Origin of the sequence: Radiobacillus kanasensis, assembly GCF_021049245.1 — a bacterium.
GTDB lineage: Bacteria > Bacillota > Bacilli > Bacillales > Amphibacillaceae > Radiobacillus > Radiobacillus kanasensis.
The window spans coordinates 3,867,214-3,889,545 of record NZ_CP088020.1 but is presented as its reverse complement, the minus strand read 5'-3'; the positions used below and the strand labels follow the sequence as shown (position 1 = coordinate 3,889,545).

Below are 22,332 nucleotides of genomic sequence, written 5' to 3'. Positions count from 1 at the left end.
TTAGGAGTTCCTATGAAAAAAGTTGAACGAATTAATACAATCATGCGGTATATCAATAACCGCGCTCACTTTACCATTTCAGAAATTATGCGAGAATTTGATATCTCTCGTTCTACAGCTATTAGAGATATCAGAGAAATTGAGGCAATGGGAATACCGCTTGTCGCTGAAGTCGGAAGGGATGGGGGGTATTTTGTCATGCACAACTCTGTCCTACCCGATGTGCACTTTACCGATAATGAGGTCAAAGCTCTTTTTATTGCGTTTATGGCTACAAGAAATCAACAACTCCCCTATCTTAAGAGTCGTCAGTCTTTAGCTGAAAAATTGCTAGGTCTCATTTCAGAAAACCAGCAAGATGACCTTGTCCTTTTAAACCAAATTTTACTTTTTGAGGGAACCAACCCTAATAACCCTGACCTACTTGATCTATCAGACCTTCCCCATCCCATGTTAGAGAAACTCATCCAAGTCCTTCTTCTGGATAGATATTTATGGATTACCATCATAGAAGAGAAGGTCGTAAAGTCCTATCCAATATATCTCTTGCACCTCTATCAAGAAAAGAGCTTCTGGCTGATTGAAGGTTTTGACTTACAGGAAGAAAAGAAGCAGATCATTCCTGTCGACCATCTTAAGGATGTTAAACCTTACTCTAAGAAAAATAGATTAAGTAAAAAAGAATTATTAGAAAAAGTAAAACAAGAAGAAGTGACCAACCTTGTCCTTGAACTTGGTCCAAAAGCGATTGCCCAGTTCAAAAAATACCACCCTATAAAAGTTTCCCTTTCCTATACGGATCCTTACCAAACGACAGCCATTCTAGAGACTTTTATCCATGTTGATAAGCCTGATGAATGGACCGAAATGACAAATTGGATCCTTTTCCTAGGTGGGGATGTAAAGGTTCTGGAAATACCAGAAGAGGTCTTAGAAGGTTTACAAGAGAGATTAAGCTTATATTGCCCATAAATAGTGACCGTTAAAACCCAAATAAAATTGAGCGAGGTAAAATAGTGGAGAAATAAAAAGAAGGATTGGTGAATGAAAAGCACCAACGCTTGTGGTCTTTAATTAAGAATAGTTGATTCTATGGAAGCGCAGGAACCGTCCCCGCGCTTCTGTTAAAGCATTTCTCGTTTTATTCTTTCAATAGCATCTTCAACACTCTTTGCTTGGACGAGCGTTTGTCGGTTTTCCGGATAATCACTAGAATGCTCATACCGTGGATCATAATAATGCATCAACAGCAACTCAACCGCCACAGCAAACTCCCCACTTTCCAAACACTGCTCAATCTCTTTAGCAACAGGTGTATGAATATGCCGTTTGATAAGTTGAAAAGCTTCCTTGAATTTTTCGGGATACTTCCATGGCTGATAGTCTTCCAATATATTTGCGACTCGTTTTTCCATCGGCAATTCAATAAAAAGCTGTCTGCTAGCTTCTTTTTTTCGATAGAGACGTTCAGGGAGTGTTACTTTTCCAATACGCTTACTTTCGCCTTCTAAAAAGACAAAAGGTTCATTCTGATATTCGAGCAATTTTTCGAGCAATTGAAAATCAAACGCCCGCTGATTCTTCGGCTCCAATCCAATCTGTCCAAAAATAGAACCCCGGTGACCAGCCATTTCCTCAAGATTGATAACCGGATAGCCTTCTTTTCGCAGCTTTTCTAATATCATCGTTTTCCCATTTCCTGTACCTCCGTTTAGAACAATAAGTTCGGGACGAAAGTCAAACTCATCTAAAAGACTGACGGTCCACTCTCTGTATGCACGGATTCCTCCAGTTAATCGGGTGACATTTTTTATACCCATGAGATCCACCACAGTTGCAGCTGTTTTACTGCGCATCCCTCCGCGCCAGCAGAAAACCGTAATGGGAGTATTAATCTTTTGGAAAGCGGCAATAAAACCCGGAAGCTTATTAGAAAAGATAGCAAGCCCTCTTTCTTTGGCTGCTTCTGGCCCCACTTGCTTATAAATAGTCCCTACTTCGCTACGCTCTTCGTCCGTAAAAACAGGGATATTCAAACTACCTGGAATCGTGGATTGATGGAATTCTTTCGGAGAACGGACATCTACAATAGTATGTTGTTGATGTGCTTTCCGTTTATATAATTCTTCCGGCTTCATTTCCTCGAACATAACATGCTTCACTTCCTATTTAACTTGAATATGACCAGATTTACCTGAGATTACTTCCCCGATTCGTGCAGCCTCCGTATTGTTTTGACGAAGCTCGTTAAGGAGTGCATTTGCATCTTTCTCGGGAACAGCCATAAGCAATCCGCCAGACGTTACAGCATCGGCAAGAATCCATTGATCAATCTGATCTAAATGATCGGAGAAAGTAACATTGTCCTTCATGTGATTCAGGTTATTTTTCGTACCTCCAGGAACTGCACCAGCTTCTGCCAGCTCACGTACTCTTGGAAGAACAGGGATATCACTATAATGAAGGATGATTTCCTGTTTGCTTTCCCGCGCCATTTCCGTAGCATGTCCAAGTAGGCCAAAGCCTGTAACATCGGTACATGCATGGACGGTATAATTTTGCATGGTCTCGGAAGCGGCTTTGTTTAACGTTGCCATCACCTTCGTCACATTTGCAATTTCTGTTTCATTTAATAAATCTCGCTTGATAGATGTGGTGGAGATCCCAACACCGATTGGCTTCGTTAAGATTAACTGATCCCCAGGCTGTGCACCTGCATTGGTTTTGACTTTATCTGGATGAACGGTTCCGGTAACGGCCAAACCAAATTTCGGTTCCTGATCATCAATAGAATGACCACCGACTAAGGTAACCCCAGCTTCTTGAAGCTTATCACTTGCTCCTCTTAAAATATCGGAGAGAATGGATGTATCCAAGTTTGAGATTGGAAATGCGACAATGTTTAAAGCGGTAATCGGTGTTCCACCCATGGCGTACACATCACTGATGGCATTAGCTGCTGCAATTTGCCCAAAATCATAAGGGTCATCCACAATTGGTGTGAAAAAGTCAACGGTTTGAACAAGTGCCGTTGTGTCATTCAGTTTATAGACACCTGCATCGTCGCCAGTTTCAAGGCCTACTATAAGATTTGGATTCTGTACAACTGGAGGGAGGTTTTGGAGTACTTGAGCGAGGTCTGCGGGACCTATCTTACAACCACAACCGCCTTTTTTCGTTAAGGAGGTGAGTTTAATTGATTCTGACATTTGGTTCCATCCTTTCTGTTGTAACACAATGTTAATGTTATTTATACGTTCACTATTAAAATCTCTAGTTTAGTTGTGTGTTGATCATAATCGATTTTACCATTGATCCATAATAATAGTGTAACATGGGGATTCTCCCCAATTAGCGTTGCGGTGATTTGCACTACTTGATAACTACGTCCTGCATAATGAATCACCAGCGAGCCTAGTAAAAGGAATACTATGCATTCATGAAATAAAGGAATAATGAATAATTATTAAGAAAACAATGAATCAGAAGATTAATATATGAAGGAAGTGGTTTGATTGAGTGGAAAAATCTATCTTGATTACAATGCTAGCACTCCATTAGCACCTGAAGTGATACATGCGATGCAACCTTTATTAGAGGATTACTATGGGAATCCATCTGCATTACACTGGTCGGGGAAACCGGTCAAAGAATTACTGAATAAAGCAAGACAACAAGTTGCAGAATTAATTTCTTGTTCACCTAGAGAGATTATTTTTACTAGTGGGGGTAGTGAATCTAACAATCTTGCATTAAAAGGCTATTATTTCAAAAACAAATCTAGAGGGAACCATATTATTACTTCTAAAATAGAGCATCCTGCAATACGGAATCCTTGTAAGTTTTTAGAACAATTAGGAGCAGAAGTAACCTATGTAGGTGTTGACCAATATGGGAGAGTTTCACTAGAGGAAATCGAAAAAGCTATTAGGGAAGACACTATTCTAATTACGATTATGCATTCGAACAATGAAGTAGGCACATTACAACCCATTAAAGAAATCGGGGAAATTGCGGCCGGATACGAAATTGCCTTTCACACAGACGCCTCTCAATCTATAGGCAAGGTTCCTATAGATGTGAAAGAATTACATGTTGATATGCTTACGATCGCTGGACACAAAATTTATGCCCCGAAGGGAATCGGAGCGCTATATATAAAAAAGGGAATTGAACTTGAGCCGCTCATGCATGGGGCTGGTCATGAGTTTGGTTTAAGGGCAGGGACAGAAAATACGTTGCTTGCCGTCGGTCTTGGTACGGCATGTGAATTATCTAAAAAGCAATTAAAAGCAGATGGTATAAATAGTCTATCAAGTTATTTTTGGAATAGACTAAAAGAAGTATTCGGGGAACAAGTTGTATTAAATGGCCACCCTACAGAAAGACTATCGAATACATTGAATGTAAGCTTTATAAATAAAGTAGGCCAAGAAATATTGGGAAAAATCCCTGAACTTGCTGCTTCTACTGGATCTGCATGTCATTCTGGAAATGTTGAGTTATCGCCTGTTTTAAAGGAAATGAAAGTACCAGAACGGATTGGAATGGGTGCCATTAGATTTAGTTTAGGTAGGATGACGACAAAAAAGGAAATCGATTTAGTCATTACTAGATTAAAGGATGTGTTTTAATCATAAGAGGTATGCCTCATGGATACTGTAGGTATGCTCATTTCCTTTAGAAGAAAAGGTCGGTATTTGAAAAATGCTTAATGAATTTTTCCTGAAGATATTAGAAGATGTTAGGCAGTAATGCTAAAGCGAGAAAGAATCAAATGAACATAACAACAATTAGAACTGCGATAATATGGTAAAATGTAAATATAGGCTTATTTTTTGCTAGTTGGACAGACTGATTTAAAGAATGAAGGTAGTTCTATCATCGAGGAGGGATTTAGAATGAATCAAGATCAATTCTTGCTTTATGATCATAATAAGCAGATTAATCTAAAAGCAGAGAGAGTTGCGTTCTATCTGCAAGGACAAATTTTAGAAGCGTTTAGTGAAAAGAATGAAGTTTATTATCTATTTTTTTATAAAGATCAATTCCTTACAGCAGCAAAGGCCAAAAAACTTCGTCGTCAATGCTACATCGAGCATGCTTTTAAGGAAGGTATGGTTTTTAAAAGTCCCCATCCACTTGTCGATATCCTGCTCTCCTCCAATCATCCTTGCCAAAAAATCAGCTTTCATCCATTATTAGAAAAGCTAGATAAGCATTACTCTCCTCAAGAAAAAGCTGTTATCCTAACCTTCTTTGAATCGTTCATACCCAAAAAACGCTTGTATAAAGAAATGACGTCCGTATATTATGAACATCGTAGGAATGGACAATATTTTTCAGCCTATCGGATTATTCAAATTTTAATGGATTTTGCCCCAAATAATAGTATGGTAAAATCACTGGCCACCGACATGGATTTCAAAAAATATGCCGTTCTATATAACCAAGAGCCCGAAAAACTTTTGGCGAAAGACCCCGTTTTTGCAGAAAAAATGCTCTATTCGCAGAAAGAAAACGATAAAGACTTCCATCAGCTTGTAGATTTACTAGAACAAGAGTCCAGATGGATGAATTTGATTGCCTTACATATCCACAGATTAACATCCACCCCTTCCTATGGTTGCTATGCCCATCTTTTAAGACTGCTTGATCAACACGTAAATGAAAACGAAGCTTTGTATGTCTTAGAAAAACTATCCTCTCAATTACCTGACTTCGATCCATTACAAAAAGATTTACTTAACAAATATTTAGAATCACATAACGTGAACAAAGTTTTCCATATGATACAAAGTCATGACTTTAAAATTAATGATTCTTCCACCGTTCATACCCTTGGAGCTATGCTGGAGGAATTGGATTTAGACACTTCAATTGTGAATCCCGAAGTACTCCCTACCCTATTGAAACAGTATATAGACCTTTTCCCTGAAAAAGCTGAAATAGTCCTTAATAAATGTGTCATCTCCCTAATGAAAACGCACGATTTATCTCATATCCAGGAATGGCTTAAGCCGTTAAAAGAAAATCATAAAAACCTACAGATTTTTGGAAAAATAAATACTATGCAACGGATATATGAAGATCCAGACGAAATGCAATCGCTTGGGGAGTTGTACTATGAATTCAGCCAGTTGGACAAAGCGATTGAATGCTTTAGCTGGGAAATGGAGCTAAATCCAACTAATCCAAAACCGCCGCACTGGTTAGCTAAATCTTATCGGGATAAGGGGATGAACGACGAATCAGAGGCCTATCAGCAGTTAAGTATTGACCTTCAAAAGGGCTTAAGTGGGTAAGAAGAATGTGAAATTTTTGAGGGAACTTAACATTAGTGGTAATTAGTTGTAGAAGGGGTTCTACAGCGGAGAAGTGAAAGAAGCAAATATCCAGTAGAATGCTTCTTTAGCTATAATGATAGAGAATCATCTTTATATTTATAAAAATCTACACTAATATTAAGTTAAGGTAGTTGAAGAACTCAAAGATTATAAGGAGAATCGTTATGCCCCATACACTGGATAAAGACTATAATAAGATTGCTGAATTCTGTGAAAGTGTTCTAATATTTGAAAATGCAAAACTCCCTGATGAATATTACTACTCAAGCCTTCCGCTCTGTGTTATAGACTCTATATTTTCTATAGGAGTTCGATATGAAGGTGTTAAAAACACAGTGAATAGATTTTGTAGTTATTTTAATCTTAATAAAGAACGTTCGGGAACAGGAACTCCGGAAATAAGTGAACAATTTTCAATTGAACTGTATTTAAGCTCTTTTGAAAGCTTAGGATTAGAAACATTTGTGAATGAAGTATTCAAAAATAAACAAAGAACCTCTCCAACAAACGGGATATTAAAAGCTGAAGCAGTTTATTTGTTTTGTAAAGTTCTAAATAAGTATGAAGTAAATTATTTTCAAGATGTAAAAAAAATATACGGTAATGAAGAATTTGAAAACGAAATTAGAGCCATACCAGGTCAAAAGAGTGGTATTTCACTTGTTTATTTTTATATGTTAGCTGGAGACGATCAATGGATAAAACCTGACAGAATGATAGTGCGGTTCCTGGAAAAAGCACTTCAGAGAAAGGTTCAGATAGATGAAGCGCAAAGTTTGTTAGAGGAAACTACTAAAATACTTGTAAAGAAGTATTCGAACATTACCCCACGTTTACTTGATTATCAGATATGGAATTTCGAAAGAAGTAGCAGTAACTAACTATAAGGCTTCTTAATGAAATAACTATGAGTAATCTCATTTGGATGCATCATGGAAAACGGCATAAGTAAAAGTGAAAATAACCTGAGGCTGGTTATGTCCCAGCCTCTTATTGATCTTTTATTGCATTGGGTTTGATGTGCGTTTTTTTAGTGGTACATTCAATTTTAAACCCCTCTGGTAGTTCAATACAAAAAGAGCACAACCATCACAAGAGCTTCCGAATTAGAACCTTTTCAACCAATCCATAATAGCATTTACCGTTTCTATATATCTCTGCCCTATCAGGACACCAGTGTGAGTTGTGTTCCAAAGCCCACAATATGCAGAAGAAAGGTGCTTTGCAGTTTCTCTACCCTGGCGGTCGTCATTTTCACTGTTTACTGCTTTGATAACCAGGCATGGGCAAGTAATGGAACTACTATCTATGGAAATACCATTGGATTCACTTGTAAAAGCAAAGGCACGGAATGCATTCGCCGATTCCATTGTTAAGTATTTTCTTTGAAATTCGATGTCTTCGGCTGTTTCATCTACGCTTGAAGATTCTTCACGTGCTGGAGCAGGAACTATAATTTCACGTATACCTTGACCTAACTCTTTGTATGGTACTATTTCATGAACTTCATTACTTAAGACGGAATCGACCAACACCATTCCAGCAATTTCTATGGTTTCAGCTAGTTTTTGACTTAAAATTCCTCCCATACTGAATCCAACAAGAATTGGAGGAGCATCACACTCAGCAATAACCTCTTTCATATCCTCCATGTAATCCTCAAATGTTATTTTAGTCATGTCCAGCAATCTACTTTTGTAATGGCTTCTCAAGTTCATGACATAACAATTCCACCCTTCATCAACAAAGTGAGGAATGAATTTACTCCACATCCAACTTCCTGTGTAGGCACCGTGTACAAAAAGCAATGGTGGCCTATTTTTAGTCCTCTCCCCTTTGAATATCTCTAAAAATAAATCATTTTCCCCAATGTATTTCTCGATGTGATCCGGTAAATGTTTCGTGTAATCTATCATAATTTTCTCCTCCTTGTCATTTAGTTTGACATCAAACTATTTATGAAAAAATTTATGGCAAACTTAAAAGTTGCCATAAATTTTTTTTAAAATGATAAGCAGATCTTTTTGTTCTTTCTCGGAAATATTTGAGTAGAACACATTTAGCAATTTATTTGATATGGATTCAAAGTTTGGTTCTAATTCCCTTCCCTTATCAGTTAAGTTGACATAAACAATTCTAGCGTCATTAGTATCACGTTCCTTAGTCACATATCCGAGGCGAACCAATTTTTCAACAAGTGCTGTAACTGTAGATTTATCCTTATGAATTTTATTAGAAATTTCCGCCATTGTAAGCCTAGACTCGTTAAATAGGGCATAGAAGATATCGCCGTGTGAGGTAGCAATATCATCTATTCCAGACTTCTCCATCTCTGATATAATAAATCGATTCACTTTGTCTCTAATTTTAGATAATAATGATATTGCATCTCTGGTTTCCATGATTATATTATAGTTTGGTGTCAAACTAATTACAAGGTTAAGGAGATTTTTGTAGCTAAAACGATATTTCTAATTTCTTCTGTTCTATTTTTCAGTCTGACGTGTCCTTTAAGGAAGGGCGAGCATTTATAAAAACTCAATAACTCTGCATCGTCTGATTCAAATCATCCGCCAACTCTGATACTTTTGATCCCATTTTTCCTATTTCTTTTAACGTACTTGTGAATTTAATGATTTCTTCATTATTTCGTTCATTTTTTTCTTTGCTCGTTTTACTTGAAGTGAGTATTTCTTCTAAGTTTACCAACGTGTCTTGGACATTTTGATTCACGGATATACTCTTAGAATCGACATCATTAATTTGTTCCACCATATCTTCGATGTGACCCGTTATGGTTCGAATCATTTCTGTAATGTGGCTGGAAGACGTCTTTGTTTGTTCTGCAAGCTTTCTTACTTCCGCTGCTACAACTGAGAAACCTTTCCCATGCTCGCCTGCTCTTGCTGCTTCTATAGCAGCATTTAGTGCGAGAAGGTTTGTTTGTTCTGCAATGTTGGTGATTACGGCGATAATATTTCCGATTTCCTTCGAATTTGCTTCGAGTGACCCGAAATTCGTTTTGATGACATTTACACTATCTTTTAAGGATACTGTCTGTTCTGTTACTAGGTCTAACTGTTGTTTTCCAGTCTGAGAAGTTTCTGCTGTGATAATAGAAGACTGTAATCCATCCGCTAGATCTGTTTTAATTGTCTCTGAACCTTCAATAGCATCTACTACCGATTGACCAACTTCTTCTGACATACTAGCTAATTCTTCTGTAATCGTACCAATTGTTTGCTTAATGTTCTGTTTAGCAGTCTTTTCTTTTGTTGCAGTTTCTTCCTGTTGCAATTCTTGTAGAATGGATAGGCAAAGCTGTAATTCTAAATTAAATACTTTTGTAATTACTTTGGAAGCCAAAATTAGTGTGTCTATATCATCTCTATACTTTTCTTTAAGAATATCTAGAATGGTGTTAATAAATGCTTGGTTCGTGCAAATATACCATTTAACCTCTACACCAACCATTAGATAATATTTAGAAATGTTGTACCTTTTCTCTATAAAATTATCATCAATAATTCCATCAAAGAAGCCAATTACATACTGCTGACAGCCTGCTAAATCAACCCCTATAGATGTCATGTCTACTACCCTACGAATTCCTTCAAGAGAATGATGATAGATAGGGTTATATATTTTCTCGATATTTTCTGCAATTAACGGTTGCAGAGCTCTTGCAACAGCTAAATCATCTAACGTAAGATCAATAACCGATAACTGATCTGATAAGTTATGATCATTACGGACGTCTATCTTTACATACTGCTTTTGTCTGTCCGCTTCTTCTCTTAAAGAAGAAACTTTTTGTTTTTCCTTTTTTGTGAACATTCTTGAGGACTCCCTATTTAAAAATATTATACATATTTTTATCGGTTGAAAAAGGGAAATGTTTAATCGTTTTAGTTATTTGTTAAGAATGGTTATAAACTTCCTTGCTATGCTCCAATTTTCGATATACAAGCGAAAGTAGCAAAGATGGAACCGTACAAACAACCATTCCAATGAAAGCATACCTTGGCTCGATCTCATATAAGAATCCACCGAATATAGTAAATAATGCTGTACCCCAGCTAAGTGCCAGAGCCGAATAGATGCCTTGCGCTTTTGCGATTTGTGCATGTGGAATATTGGCAATTAGATATTTCATAAAGGCATAATGCGCCATCGCAAATGAGAGTGCATGCAAGGTTTGTGCAATGCAGAAGATCACGACACTCGGAAAAGCAAATACAATTATCCAACGAATAGTAGATCCAACTGCAGCAATGGTAAGTAATGTCCCTACTGAATATCCACCAAAGCGTTTATCTGCGATAAAGAAAAATAGAATTTCAGCAAGGACAGCAATGTTAATAATCAAACCTATCAGGTAGGTTGGCGCATCTATTTCCTGTAAGTAAATATAGCCATAATTGTAGTAAGTAGCATGTGCCGATTGTAATAAAAGGACAATAATGAGTACTAACCCAAAGTGGCGGATTCGGAATAGTTGAAAGATATTTCTTTTTTCTGCTTGGTCTGCTACTGGCTTTATAGATAAGACATCAGGCGCACGCATCGAACTTAGAATAACAAATCCAATAATGCCAAGTAACAAAGCCCATAAAATGACTTCATCTCCGAAGGCGCCTGTAAAAATAGTTATGATCATCCCGACAGAGACAAACCCAATCGAGCCCCATTGCCGACTTCTTCCATAATGCTTTAATTGCTTGCTCTTGACGAGGACACTTGCAGCACTATCTAAAGCAGGCATCAAGGTCGGATAAAACAGATGTAAAAGCACGGTTACAAGAAGCAAGCTAGGAAAAGAATTGGCTGGTAAATAACAAATAATTGCAATAAGGGAGCCAATTCCCGCTATACGTAACAGCCTTTTACTGCTTAGTTTTCCTGATAAATATGGAAAGGCGAACAGGGTGGAAAGGCCTCTTGCAATTAACCCAAAGCTCATAATTAAGCTAGCTTCAGAGACTGAAATTCCTTTTGTATGAATCATCCATCCTGACCAATAAGGGAGAAAAATGCCCCATGTCAGAAAGAAACTAAAAAAACGTGCACCCATCCATCGTTGTGTATTCATTTCGTATCCCCTCTCTTTGGATTGCATGATATCATGGAGTTACATACAAATAATATGAGATATCTCCTATTTTGAGGTGAAAGATGGAAATTTATAAAGAAGATAAGAAGCGGTTCTATTTGGAGAAGTACTCGATTGCTCCTTTATTTTCCTGTCCAATTGAAGAGTCTATCGAGATACATGAATATCAGCGGGATGATTGGATTATTCAAGAAGGCATGAGACCGAAATATTTGTTTTACGTGATAAAGGGGAATGCCAAAATATATATCACCCACCAAAATGGCAAAGTTTCCTTAATAAACTTTGTGAGAGAACAGGATTTCATTGGGGAAATGGAGCTATTAAATGATGAGTACTATACAAAAGGGATCCAAGCATCAACGAACACCATCTGTTTTGCACTTCCTATTTATATCTATCGCAATCAATTGCTAGAAGATGCAAAGTTTCTAAGAGAATTAGCTAAGTTCTTGAGTGTAAAGTCAACATCCATGGCAGCAAAGTACACACAAAGTCTAGCATTTCCTCTGGAAAATAGACTGGCCGACTTTATCTTACAAACAGCAGACGAAGGGATTTATAAGGAGAAGCATGTTACGGTTTGTGATTATTTAGGCGTATCCTACCGGCATTTGCTGCATGTCTTGACTCAATTTTGTGATAAGGGCTATTTGAGAAAGGAAGGGCGGAGCTATCGGATAAACGAATATGAATCGTTAAAGCAGCTGTCTGAAGTGTTGAAGAATAAGTGATATGAATTATATGTTCCGGAAGCCGGGGACTTCGGTTCATCTGATGTCAAAACGGTTAAGGTAGTAAAAATAGATCAATGTGGTTTTTGTGGGGTAGTCTTTGGGAAAAAACTAAAAAAGTGCATTTACTACTACATATAATCCTGATAAAAAATCAGATTATGAACACTAGTTTCAAAAGGTTTTGAATAACGATTTCTACCATCACAAACAATTAAGGATAGAATTATAAGGTAGAAGCCCAATTTATAACCGGAACCATACCCTAAATAACAACATAAGAATTTACGTGTAACTTTGTGGGTTCAGTTAATGGGACACGGGAGACAGGAACTCTGTCCCCGTTTCTGTTTTACCTCTATTAATGATACAGTTCAGTTTCCATTAGTGGCTGTTTTCTGCCTTCATTATGCCATTTATGATACTTATTCGCGTTTCATAACTAAGCAATTTTACCGGATAACGTGTGGTGGAGAACTGGAGATTTATTTCTTTAAATTCTTATATTCGATAAACTGCTCAAAGTCATCGTGAGTATCTTGATTTAAACGATGCTGATTAAATTTTTCATACTCTTGAATGGCTAACTTATCGGCAACAGACTTTGAAATTCTTCCTACATTTTCAAGAATTTCACGATCATTAAACTGAAGAAAGGCATTTAGTTTATCAATCCAATCGTTCATATGCATTGGCTGTTGTCTTTCCGCTTGATCTTCAGCATAATCTAAGTACATGGTGACAATACGATTGAGTGATTTCAGTTCCTTTTCAGTTAAGTAATTTTTGGCAACTGTTACATCTCTTTTTCGCACATTATCGCCTGTCCATGCGGTAAGACCCATATTCTCCTTATCTGCCTTTGCTCTCTCTACTATAAGTTCAGCCGCAGTTTGACCATGAATTGCAAAATGAAGTTTATTTTGAACAGTTGCGAAAAATTCTTGTGTGATTTCTGCTCTAGGATCGTAGTCAACAGATGTAGCGTAAATGTCTGTAATCTTTTGATAGAATCTTTTTTCAGAAGAACGAATGTCACGGATCCGTTCAAGCAGTTCATCAAAATAATCTTGCCCAAAATTACGCATATCTTTAAGACGATCATCATCCATTGTAAAACCTTTAACTAGATATTCATTTAAACGTTTAGTAGCCCACTGGCGGAATTGTGTACCTCGGTGAGAACGAACTCTGTATCCAATCGCGATAATCATTTGGAGATTGTAAAATGCTACTTCACGTTCAACCTCTCTCTTGCCTTCAGATTGAACTATTCGGTTTTTCCGAATAGTTGCCGATTCCCGAAGTTCTCCTTCTGCATATATATTCTTAATATGCTCATTAATTGTATTTACTCCTTTTTGGTACAATTCCGCAATTGCCTTTTGTGTCATCCAAACTGTCTCATTTTCCAATCTAACATCTATCTTTGTATTTCCATCTTCTGTTTGATAGATTAGTATATTAGTTTCATTTTCCATTTCATCACTCCCTTTTATTAGAAATTTCACTTACCTACCTTCTAAACCTTCTAATATGTACTATTATACCATTTAAACAATGGATAACTTAATAAAAAGGGAACGTTTGTTCCGCATCCATTCCTTACAAATTATCTTTTGATATAAAAGAACCCCTTCAAACTTTTGCAAATGTTCAAGGGGATATTTTATTATTTAACTTGTATTAATACATTCTTACTTAACCCATTTCCATTCTCTGCTTTACCACTATTTGTGATAAGGTTCACCGTGGTTAGATTTAAACGAAACAAAAGACTGTCTATAGTGACAACTCCTAAGGGGGAACTTCACTTTTTCCTTTACGGGGCTTATAACGGATCCATCAGAAACTAATAAAATCACATCTTGCACGTTGGGTGGATCATTATCAGCCTCCTGACAACTTTGTAAACCCGATTCTAGATGCAAAGGAGGAAGAAAGGCTTATGTTTAAAATAGGGAGTATCTTTATTCCAGTAAATAAATTGATGATTTTAGTGGAATGAAATTCTTTGATTCTTTTGACTTAGATGGTAACCCATTTAGTGTGGTTAATGAAGTTGACGGTTCTCCTTTCCATTCCGATCATGTTAGAAGAATGCAGAGAAGATACTAAGAATAGTAACTTTCTGTTATAAGACAGTATCAAATAGCAGCTAAATAAAAAAACTGGCAATAAGCCAGGGTTTTTGACTGGAAGTACCCACACGGTCACTCAATTATATCTCTTGCAAGTGAATCCTCTTTTAATCTAAAATCATGCGAGCTAGGATCCACATAATTTGGATCTATATAACTCGTTTCCGTATCACTATTTGAAGCAATTTTGAACTTCGAGAAAGTAGCGAAATCTTCGTCTTTCCATACCCATATACCTTTTTCTCCCTCTTCCTTATGAAACACATTATGTCTTAGCTCGTTATTTTCATTGGTTGTAAAATAGTTAGCAATAAATATACGAGAGGGACCTGCGCTGAGAATATTTTGATCAATCGTATTATTTCTTACATCATGTTGGATCATAAGTTGTCCACCATCTAACCCCTTTGTATCATTTCGGTATAATTTATTTTGTGAGATAAAGGAATGGATTGTACCGCCACGCTCTTCATCGTATCCCCCTATCGCTATACCTGTGTAAAAGTTTTCATAGATTGTATTATTTATTATATCAATGTTCTCTGCATATTTACCTTTATGCTCAGAAGTAGCTTCAATCCCAATATCACTTTGATATATCGTATTCTTTTCAATAGTTATATCCCTTCCACCATCAACATAAATTCCTCCAGCACTATACTCTTCTCCATATGCTGGATTGCCGTACGTCGAGATATTATGAACAGTATTATGGGAGACGACACCATTTCGGACAAAGTCGGCTTTTTTATCGGATGCCACTCCTTCATATCCAATCAAATCAATACCGATATTATTATTCCTGCGCACTAGATTATGTTCGATTTTAAACCCATCAATATTGCCGTTCAGAACAAGTGCTTCGCTTGCTCCAAGCTTAAGGTCCTCTACTATATTGTTTGTGATCGTGATATCTTTCATTGAGCCTGTTCCATATATTGCAATACCGTGACCATTCCCCTCTTCTGCATGGGTTTCAATTCGCTGCACATGGTTACTATCCAGTGTAATATGACTGCTTGAACCAGTCACAAAAACCCCTATAACTGTCTCATCGGCTAAATCAGTCTTTAAATCCTGTATGATCAAGCCACTAATAGTCACATAGTTTTTATTGTCTATTGTAATGATGGAAGTATCGCCTTCCTCAATTTTAAGATTCTTACCACTTAGAATAACCTGCTCATTTTTATATGGCTTAAAAATAATCTCTTTTGACTTTGTGCCACTATGTTGAACAACAAGCTTTTCCTCGTAGATTCCTTCGCGTATGTGGACGGTTGTCCCTGCTTCCGCTATTGATGCAGCTTTCTTCAATGTACGTAATGGCAATAATTTTGACCCATCTTGTTCATCATTTCCATCTACAGCTACATAAATATCTTGTTGTTCATTATTATTTTTAAATACGATTAAAACAAGAATGATTACTGTTACAGCAAGGAAAATCAACACTAAATTTTTCACTTTTTTTACTCCTAGTTGTTTGAATTTTTCTATGGGTGGTTTCTGATAGACTTTAACAGTAGAGCACTATCAATGGCCAACTACAAACATACGAGTTTAGATCTTTCTCATAAATTCTGAAACTTCATTGGACCAACCAAATCCAGTAATTTTGCAATCCATTTGTGATCTCCATCAAACAATACATTCCCATTTGCATCTTTGATAACGTCGCTATCTCCTTCTATATCCGATTCCGTGTCGGCTGTCATTCATACCCACGTTCCGGACAAACTAAAAAAGTCCCATCATCATATGTACACTCGGAGTGCCATTTTGGACAATTAGGTAATGGAGTCATTATTTTTTACTTCCTTCGCTATTTGATTTTACCATTTATTATAACAGAAACGATTAAAAGGCTTATATCCTTTGTTAACATGGAATAAGCCTTTATCTAGGGTATTTCTTACTATTAAGTATTAATAAAAACTCTATTATTGGACCGAAATCTACCTGTTTTATTTACGGTAAACACCCATTTATCATATCCTGTATAAGCAATGAACTAGTTCCAATATCTCCAATAGTATCATAATAGCATGAGGATTAAGTAATGAGACAGAAGCAGCAATGGTGATAGTTCTCCTGTTCCAAGACTAAACATATACATCTATTATCTCTAATCATAGTGCTTCTGAATAAAAACCACTTTCAAATAATTCCCTTCTTTATATTGCTTGGAAGTCCTAAAATCAGAAGGTAGTGAAAATTCGTCTCTTATGCTGTACGTCACGTTGGATTCCTTAAATGCCTGGTCAATAAACATTCTAAATTTTTTCATATTAAAGGCGGCACTATTTGTTGAAGCCACAATAACCCCATCTTTTTCCGTAACTTGGATTGCCTCTTTGAGTAGGTTTTTATAATCTTTTGCCGCACTGAACGTGGATTTCTTAGATCTTGCAAAACTTGGAGGATCAAGAATGACAAGGTCAAACGTTTTCTTTTTCTTTACTGCATATTTAAAATATTGAAATACATCTTCCACAATAATATCATGGGCTTCATAATCGATTCCATTCACACTAAACTGCTCCATGGTCTTGGATAGACTTCGATTAGCGAGATCCACACTCGTTGTCTTACTGGCCCCACCTAGGCTTGCGAACACAGAAAATACCCCTGTATAGGAAAATGTGTTTAATACCGTTTTTCCTTTTGCATACTGATCATGAATGGTTTTTCTCACATCGCGCTGGTCAAGAAACACTCCGACCATAGCTCCTTCATTTAAATATACGGCTATATTCACACCATTTTCCTTTACTATAATTGGGAATGTACCTCTTGTTCCTTCTACGAACCCATCTTCTTCTATGTATTTTCCGCCAACGTCAAAGCGTTTTTTCTCGTAAATGCCTTCATATTCTACTAAATGTCTCAATGAATCCATGACGTAATCTTTAAAAGTGAAAATACCTTCACTATACCAATTGATTAAAAAATACCCATTAAAGTAATCAATGGTTAGGCCTCCAATGCCATCTCCTTCAGCATTAAAAACCCGAAAAGTATTTGTTTCTTTACTGTTAAAAAAACCTTTTCTTTTGTCTAATGCCGTTTGTATTTTCCTTTCAAAAAAGGATTGATCAATCTTCTCATTTACATTTTGAGTAAGAATCCAGCCATAGCCTTTATTTTGTTTCCCGTAGTAACCTTTTCCAATAAATTGACCCTTTTTATCAACAAGCTGAAAAATCGTTCCCTCTTTTGTTCCTTCTTGTATATTTTGAATCGTTTCTTTAGAAATTAGGGGAAAGCCACTCTTATAAGATTTTTCATACTTTGGTTTCACCTTTAAAATATATTCTGTCTGCATATACACCATCCTTATTTAAAGGTAAATTTTAACACATACTCCGCACATAAACTACTTAGTTAATCTTGCCCAATCACATCTTGTATAACCCCATTCTTCCACAAAATAAAGAGCCTTACATACTTGATAAATCACTTTCATACAGCCACTCGTTTAAAAACCGTATCTATTTATGGTAAGGTTCCTCATCATAAACTGGTAGTGGACTTTTCCTAAGTTCTTTTTGGCTATTTGACTTTTTGGTCGAGCCTATTAAAATTCCTATTCCTAGTATTAAGAGGAAAATCCCGAACCAAGAAGTTATATTTAAGACTTCTCCTAATAGGAAAACCCCTAATAACGCCGCTGTTAATGGCTCTGCCAACGCAAGTGTGACTGCAGTTGATGAAGAAACATGGGCAAGCCCTTTAGCAAAAAGGAAATATGCTACCCCTGTTGCCATAATTCCAAGTTGCAGGCTTACACCCACACCTCGAAAACTTGTTATCCAAGACATATCAAAAACAAATAAAAATGGCGATAAACAGATTGCGCTAAGTGTGAAAACTACTGCAATCACGGATAAAGATGAGTATTTTTGAACCATATCTCTACTTACAAGCGTATAACCTGCAAATGATAATCCAGCCCCTAAAGCCAATAATATTCCAACGGGGTCTACATATATGGATTCTTTATTTATAAACAACATGAGACATCCTAATATGGATAGGAAAGTAGAATACCACCAAACTTTTGATGGACGAGTTTTTAAATACATCCATTCTAAAAGGCCTGATAAAATGGGGGCACTCCCGATTGCTACCACAGTCCCAATGGCCACCCCTGTTATGGCAACTGCGGAGAAAAATAAGGGTTGATACAATGCCATACTTAAGGAAGCCAGTATCGTTGTCTTGATTGGCCAATCTTTAAAATTCAATTGTCCTCTTACTAGGACAATCAATAATAAAAATAAACCTCCTACCGCTAAGCGTGTTGCCCCAATAGCAATTGGATGTGCTGTATCTGGTGCAAGTGCTTGAGTTGTACCCGTGGTCCCCCAAAGCATTGCTGCTAGCAATACTAGAAAAGGAGACAATTTTCCCTTCATTTTGCTCACCTCCATAAAAAAGGATAAAAAGAATAGTTAAACTTATGGTAAAGAAAACTTGCCGATTGGCAAGCCTTTAGGCGCAGACAGAGGCCTAGTTGCACTTATACTATCATCATTAAAACTTATACTTTCTGATAGTATAAAGAAATCTACAAAAAGTTTCTTTACCAAGTTTAATATCCTTTTTATCCATCATTAAGAAGTCTATATTTTTGCGGAGGCATTCCTTCACATCTCACAAACCATCTTGTAAACGATGAAGAATTTCCAAAACCTAATTCCTCACTAATCTTTGTCATGGACCATACTGTTGAAGCTAACAGATGCTTAGCCTCTCTCAATCGAAGTTCGGTTATATACACGCTAGGGTTTTTCCCCGTGTTTTGTTTAAACCATGATGAATAATATACTGGATGATAATGTTCTATTTTCGCTAAAGTTTCTAATCTTATGGGCTCCTTAAAGTGTTTATGAATATATTGAATAGAAGGAGGTTTAGAGATTTGTAGTTTGTTGGTCACATATCTAGTCAAATCAACTAAGGAGGAAGGATTTTCATGACTCTTCGCCTCTTCTAATAGTAAATAACGGATAGAAGCCCATTGTTTATCCAACATTATATACATGCTGCTAGTATCTTCTGGCAAATATTGTGTTGGAATATCTAATATTAAAAATTCATTCCTGTCTTTAGATCGGTAGTTATGATTCAACTTTGGTGGAAGATAAAAACAGTAATCAGAGTTAAGATTTAACTCTTGCCACTTCGTTTTTATATCTAAGGAGCCTTGTAGTGGAAAAAGAAATTGACCAAATTCATGTTGATGAGATTTAAAATCTCTGGAATATGATCTTTTCTCACACGTTACTTGGTTGAATTTTTCCATTTGGCTCCCCCCTAAAACTTATTTTAAGATATTATACTTCTAAACAAAGTATGTATAAAGATATTTGAAAAAGAGGGAGTACGAGTTATTTAGAATTTCTTTTCCAATCACAACTTCTACTCTCTGTTTTATCACTATTTGTAATACGGTTCCGTGTAGTTATTTAAAAGGCAAAAACAGCGTTGGAGAATGCCCCAATAAATGATCCCCTATACTATATAAATCCGTCCTAGACATGGTTTAGCTCCTATCTAATGTTTTTTACTAGTTTACCAGTTAACGTGGAGTTTAAACGTGACAAAGTTAACAGCAAATTGGGTTCCAATTTCGGAACGCGGTGAAAAGATGGATAGGAGCTCTCATCCATGAAAAATATTTCTATCACGTTGCTTTAACAAGCGGCAATTTATCAGGATTCATAGTTATATATATTTCGTTAATTTTGTCTTTGTAAATATAAAAACTAAGAATGCTTTGTAATGCCCCGTTCATATACATCATGATGGCGGGTTGATGATTAATATTTTGAACTTCAAAATAAAAGTCTTCCGGCACTTTTTTTAAAATACCAAATAAGAATGCAGATACGTTGGCTGAATGTGAAATGGGACGTACAGCGGCATTAACTTTTCCACCACCATCTGAAAACAGTGTAACGTTTTCTGAAATAAGTTCTATCAAAACGTCCGTATGCTGCTTCTGAAACGCTTCAATAAAGCGGTTAACGATGGTTTTATTCGTTTCATAGTTTAAGCTCTCATGTTCCACGGATGAAATCTTTTGCTTAGCCCTACTAAAAATCTTTCTGCAGTTTTCTGCTTGCTTTTCTAACATGGTAGCAATCTCGGAATAGGGGAAATCAAATACTTCTCTTAGAAGAAGGACTGCCCGTTCATCGGGGGTTAGATGTTCCATCATGCGTAAATATGCGATGCTTAATCCTTCTTTTTGTATCATTAATTCCGTGGGATCATCAGTGGGCAATCCTTCTAGTATTAGTGGCTCAGGATTCCATGGTCCTATATATTGATCTCGTCTAGTTGGGGACTTTAATACATCAAGGCAACGATTTGTCATCATTTTACAAAGGTAGGCCTTCTTATTTTCTATTTGCTGTTCGTCTAACATGGACGCTTTCAAAAAGGTATCCTGCATGATATCTTCTGCATCCATTACCGAACCTAACAACCTATAACCTAATGAAAATAACAAAGGTTTAAATTGTTGATATTCTTCATTCGTAATCTGCACTATCTTCTCTCCTTTTGCTTTATTATAATATCCTCTGCTGCTTGTTTTCCGCTGCTAACTGCTCCTTCTGCCAACACGTAGTTGGGGGAAGCCCAGTCTCCTGCAAAATATAGTCCTGCTATTTGCGTTTTAAAACGTTGTAGCTTGGACTCATCTCCTACTTGGGGTAATCGTTGATTCACGGTAATGTTTGGGAGAAAGCGTTGTGTTATGACATATTGCTGCCACCCAGGCTGTATGGCGCTTAAAAATTGTTCAAGTTTGATTTTTTCACTTGATCCATCCACATGATCGTCTGGGTGATGATATTTTAGTACATGCAGAACGGTACTAGTCGGATCGTCAGAAAGCTGAGCATAAGTGGAGTGTACAGAATAATAAAGAGGGTCCGTGATGCCCATTGCAAACAGGTGTTTAGGGTTAGGAAGCTTTGTTAAAGCAACGTCTAGGGTTGCCCCCCTAATTGGCAATATTTCGTCCAAAAAGCCATTATGTTCAAGTAAACCTTCATCCAGTAACATCTCATTCCATTCGCGAGGACCACCTGTATAAATCACATACTTTCCAACGATTTCTTCATCATTGGATAAAACCAGTTTAAATGGCTTTCGTTCCCCAGATTCAATTTGTTTTACAAGCGTGCTTGGTTGAACCTGAACGCCTGAAAGAATGGCTTGATTATGAAGTTGATCAATGATCGTTTGCCAACCGCCGTCTATATAACGTACACCTCCTATTGCATTTTTTAAATGCGATACCGTCACTTTTGCACTCATTACTTCAGGAGCATGACAATAGGTTGCAAGTCTACCAAGTGTATATAGTAAGGATTCTATCTTTTTAGAATTAGTCACTTCCTTAACCCATTGATGAAAGGTTAAGTTTGCTAACTTATCAGGATTTGTATTCATCAATTTCCACAATACCGTGCCCCATTCTATACGTTCTTTCCAAGTCAAAAGATTTGTAGAAAAAAGTCCTAGAGGAGAAAAAGGTGCAGCGAATTCCGTTTTGTTTTCCAAAAGGATTCCATCTAACTTAGGTGATTTTCCATGGAGTGTAATATCTAATTCTTCAAGAATAGAGTGGGCTTTTCCTTTTTTATAGAGGGCGTGCGGGCCAATATTAAAGTATTGCTGATTTATTTTATTTGTCTTAGCCCTCCCACCAGTTGTTTTTCCTTTATCTAATAGTAATACAGATAGATTGTTCTTACCTAAATAATTCGCCGCAACATAACCTGCTAATCCTCCACCAACAATAATAACGTCCCAATTTTGAGTCATAAAATAACCTCCTGTTTGCTATTTTATAAATCAAGACGACTTAGGTTGGATAATTGTGACATCCTTTTAATCTTGTTAATAAATTTCATAATTTCTCAGCTTCACTGGGTTTATTCATACATACATCTCTTATGTTATTTTGGGTGGGA

The 22,332-nt window shown here is 36.7% G+C and carries 20 protein-coding genes; 5 read left to right on the top strand and 15 right to left on the bottom strand.

Annotated features, from left to right (window positions below):
* Positions 1-12 precede the first annotated feature (12 nt).
* Positions 13-972, top strand: a complete 960-nt coding sequence (locus KO561_RS19660) for a helix-turn-helix transcriptional regulator (protein WP_231094998.1) — start codon at positions 13-15, stop codon at positions 970-972.
* A 152-nt stretch (positions 973-1,124) separates the two neighbouring features.
* Here KO561_RS19660 and mnmH read toward each other — a convergent pair whose 3' ends face one another.
* Both mnmH and selD read right to left on the bottom strand, forming a co-directional pair.
* Entirely contained in the window at positions 1,125-2,150 is a 1,026-nt protein-coding gene (gene mnmH / locus KO561_RS19655; RefSeq protein WP_231094997.1) for a tRNA 2-selenouridine(34) synthase MnmH, read from the bottom strand.
* A 15-nt stretch (positions 2,151-2,165) separates the two neighbouring features.
* Positions 2,166-3,209 carry a selenide, water dikinase SelD gene (selD, locus tag KO561_RS19650; RefSeq protein ID WP_231094996.1) on the bottom strand — a complete coding sequence of 348 codons (1,044 nt, stop codon included), beginning with the start codon at positions 3,207-3,209 and terminating at the stop codon, positions 2,166-2,168.
* Positions 3,210-3,515: 306 nt separating this feature from the next.
* On the opposite strand from selD, the gene KO561_RS19645 reads away from it, so the two are divergent.
* The 3 genes from KO561_RS19645 to KO561_RS19635 all read left to right on the top strand — a co-directional run bounded on the left by KO561_RS19645 (position 3,516) and on the right by KO561_RS19635 (position 7,228).
* Positions 3,516-4,634, top strand: a complete 1,119-nt coding sequence (locus tag KO561_RS19645) for a cysteine desulfurase family protein (protein WP_231094995.1) — start codon at positions 3,516-3,518, stop codon at positions 4,632-4,634.
* Between the two features lie 267 nt (positions 4,635-4,901).
* Positions 4,902-6,305: a hypothetical protein gene (locus tag KO561_RS19640; protein ID WP_231094994.1), complete on the top strand. Its 1,404-nt coding sequence runs from the start codon at positions 4,902-4,904 to the stop codon at positions 6,303-6,305.
* A 206-nt stretch (positions 6,306-6,511) separates the two neighbouring features.
* Positions 6,512-7,228: a hypothetical protein gene (locus tag KO561_RS19635; RefSeq protein ID WP_231094993.1), complete on the top strand. Its 717-nt coding sequence runs from the start codon at positions 6,512-6,514 to the stop codon at positions 7,226-7,228.
* A 225-nt stretch (positions 7,229-7,453) separates the two neighbouring features.
* On the opposite strand, the gene KO561_RS19630 is transcribed toward KO561_RS19635, so the two are convergent.
* The 4 genes from KO561_RS19630 to KO561_RS19610 form a co-directional block, all read right to left on the bottom strand.
* Positions 7,454-8,263 (bottom strand): alpha/beta fold hydrolase, encoded by an 810-nt coding sequence (locus KO561_RS19630; protein WP_231094992.1) that lies wholly within the window; start codon positions 8,261-8,263, stop codon positions 7,454-7,456.
* A 63-nt stretch (positions 8,264-8,326) separates the two neighbouring features.
* On the bottom strand, positions 8,327-8,749 hold the full coding sequence (locus KO561_RS19625) for a MarR family winged helix-turn-helix transcriptional regulator (RefSeq protein WP_231094991.1): 423 nt from the start codon (positions 8,747-8,749) through the stop codon (positions 8,327-8,329).
* Positions 8,750-8,885: 136 nt separating this feature from the next.
* Positions 8,886-10,184, bottom strand: a complete 1,299-nt coding sequence (locus KO561_RS20520; protein WP_331000814.1) for a globin-coupled sensor protein — start codon at positions 10,182-10,184, stop codon at positions 8,886-8,888.
* A gap of 82 nt (positions 10,185-10,266) precedes the next feature.
* Positions 10,267-11,439: an MFS transporter gene (locus KO561_RS19610; protein ID WP_231094990.1), complete on the bottom strand. Its 1,173-nt coding sequence runs from the start codon at positions 11,437-11,439 to the stop codon at positions 10,267-10,269.
* Between the two features lie 83 nt (positions 11,440-11,522).
* On the opposite strand from KO561_RS19610, the gene yeiL reads away from it, so the two are divergent.
* Complete coding sequence (gene yeiL / locus KO561_RS19605) at positions 11,523-12,194, top strand: transcriptional regulator YeiL (protein ID WP_231094989.1); 672 nt, start codon at positions 11,523-11,525, stop codon at positions 12,192-12,194.
* 485 nt (positions 12,195-12,679) lie between these two features.
* Here the strand turns inward: yeiL and KO561_RS19600 are convergent, their stop codons facing one another.
* From KO561_RS19600 to KO561_RS19560, 9 genes are all read right to left on the bottom strand, one after another.
* Entirely contained in the window at positions 12,680-13,675 is a 996-nt protein-coding gene (locus tag KO561_RS19600) for a virulence RhuM family protein (protein WP_231094988.1), read from the bottom strand.
* 732 nt (positions 13,676-14,407) lie between these two features.
* Positions 14,408-15,802, bottom strand: coding sequence for a DUF1565 domain-containing protein (locus KO561_RS19595; RefSeq protein ID WP_231094987.1), 1,395 nt, complete (start codon positions 15,800-15,802; stop codon positions 14,408-14,410).
* Between the two features lie 107 nt (positions 15,803-15,909).
* Positions 15,910-16,053, bottom strand: a complete 144-nt coding sequence (locus KO561_RS20620; protein WP_231094986.1) for a hypothetical protein — start codon at positions 16,051-16,053, stop codon at positions 15,910-15,912.
* Positions 16,050-16,142, bottom strand: coding sequence for a hypothetical protein (locus tag KO561_RS20615; protein WP_408004832.1), 93 nt, complete (start codon positions 16,140-16,142; stop codon positions 16,050-16,052). Before KO561_RS20615 ends, KO561_RS20620 begins: the two co-directional genes overlap by 4 nt.
* Positions 16,143-16,463: 321 nt before the next feature.
* Positions 16,464-17,663 carry a class I SAM-dependent rRNA methyltransferase gene (locus KO561_RS19580; protein WP_231094985.1) on the bottom strand — a complete coding sequence of 400 codons (1,200 nt, stop codon included), beginning with the start codon at positions 17,661-17,663 and terminating at the stop codon, positions 16,464-16,466.
* Positions 17,664-17,829: 166 nt separating this feature from the next.
* The gene (locus KO561_RS19575) at positions 17,830-18,756 is read right to left on the bottom strand and encodes a DMT family transporter (protein WP_231094984.1); all 927 of its coding nucleotides are present in this window, start codon (positions 18,754-18,756) and stop codon (positions 17,830-17,832) included.
* Positions 18,757-18,944: 188 nt separating this feature from the next.
* Positions 18,945-19,646 carry an AraC family transcriptional regulator gene (locus KO561_RS19570; RefSeq protein WP_231094983.1) on the bottom strand — a complete coding sequence of 234 codons (702 nt, stop codon included), beginning with the start codon at positions 19,644-19,646 and terminating at the stop codon, positions 18,945-18,947.
* A 381-nt stretch (positions 19,647-20,027) separates the two neighbouring features.
* Positions 20,028-20,897, bottom strand: a complete 870-nt coding sequence (locus KO561_RS19565) for an RNA polymerase sigma-70 factor (protein ID WP_231094982.1) — start codon at positions 20,895-20,897, stop codon at positions 20,028-20,030.
* A complete protein-coding gene (locus KO561_RS19560) occupies positions 20,897-22,183 on the bottom strand; it encodes a phytoene desaturase family protein (RefSeq protein WP_231094981.1) in 1,287 nt (428 codons plus the stop codon). Before KO561_RS19560 ends, KO561_RS19565 begins: the two co-directional genes overlap by 1 nt.
* Positions 22,184-22,332 lie beyond the last annotated feature (149 nt).